We start from the raw sequence: 985 nt of genomic DNA on the forward strand, positions 1-985 counted from the left end.
CGGCTCCCTTTCGGTTAACCTCGCCCCGCGCCAGCGACTCGCTGGCTCATTCTACAAAAGGCACGCCGTCACAACTGAAAGTTGCTCCGACTGCTCGTGGGCGCACGGTTTCAGGTACTGTTTCACTCCCCTCCCGGGGTGCTTTTCACCTTTCCCTCACGGTACTGGTGCGCTATCGGTCACAGGGTAGTACTCAGGCTTGGATGGTGGTCCACCCAGGTTCGGACCGGGTTTCACGTGCCCGGCCCTACTCAGGGACCGCGTCGCGCCGTCCGGTCTGGGTTCGCGTACGGGGCTGTCACCCGCTGCGGCCGGCCCTCCCATGCCGTTCCGCTCCCCAGCCGGACCTGCGCCCGGGGGCGGCAGCCCCCGGATGCGCGGCCCTGCAACCCCGTCGGCGGAACCCCTGCCGGGTACGCCCGCTCGACGGTTTGGCCATCGGTCCCCTTTCGCTCGCCGCTACTCGGGGAGTCTCGAGATTGATTTCCTCTCCTCCGGGTACTTAGATGTTTCAGTTCCCCGGGTTGTCCTCCCCCCGCCTATGTGTTCAGCGGGGGGATATCCACACTGCTGTGGATGGGTTCGCCCATTCGGAGACCCCCGGGTCGAAGGATGTGTGCTCCTCGCCGGGGATTATCGCAGCTTGCCGCGTCCTTCATCGGCTCCCTGTGCCAAGGCATCCGCCGTGCGCCCGTGGTATCTTGCGGGACCGCTCTCGGGCCCGCGGGATATCCACGTGTCGCTAATTAAGTCAATTAATCGATATCATGAATAGCGCTCGTATGTCGCAATTCGGGTATCTCATACCGCGGCACAGTGTCTTCACTGTGCTCGCGATCAGATGCTCCTCACTCATAAATAAGTGAATTCTTCTTGTTTGGATCGGATGAATGATTGCTATCATTCTGTCTGATAAATCGCAGAAAAGAATCGAGTCTGGAAGAAATTGATCTTCCATCTCTCTCCTATCGCTATGCGGCTCTCA

At 60.2% G+C, this 985-nt stretch carries 1 rRNA gene; it reads right to left on the bottom strand.

What is annotated here, in order from left to right:
* Positions 1 to 707: ribosomal RNA gene (locus tag AAAX32_RS10010) — 23S ribosomal RNA — on the bottom strand; the annotation flags it as partial.
* Positions 708 to 985 lie beyond the last annotated feature (278 nt).

Source organism: Collinsella sp. CLA-ER-H3, assembly GCF_040092425.1.
Lineage (GTDB): Bacteria > Actinomycetota > Coriobacteriia > Coriobacteriales > Coriobacteriaceae > Collinsella.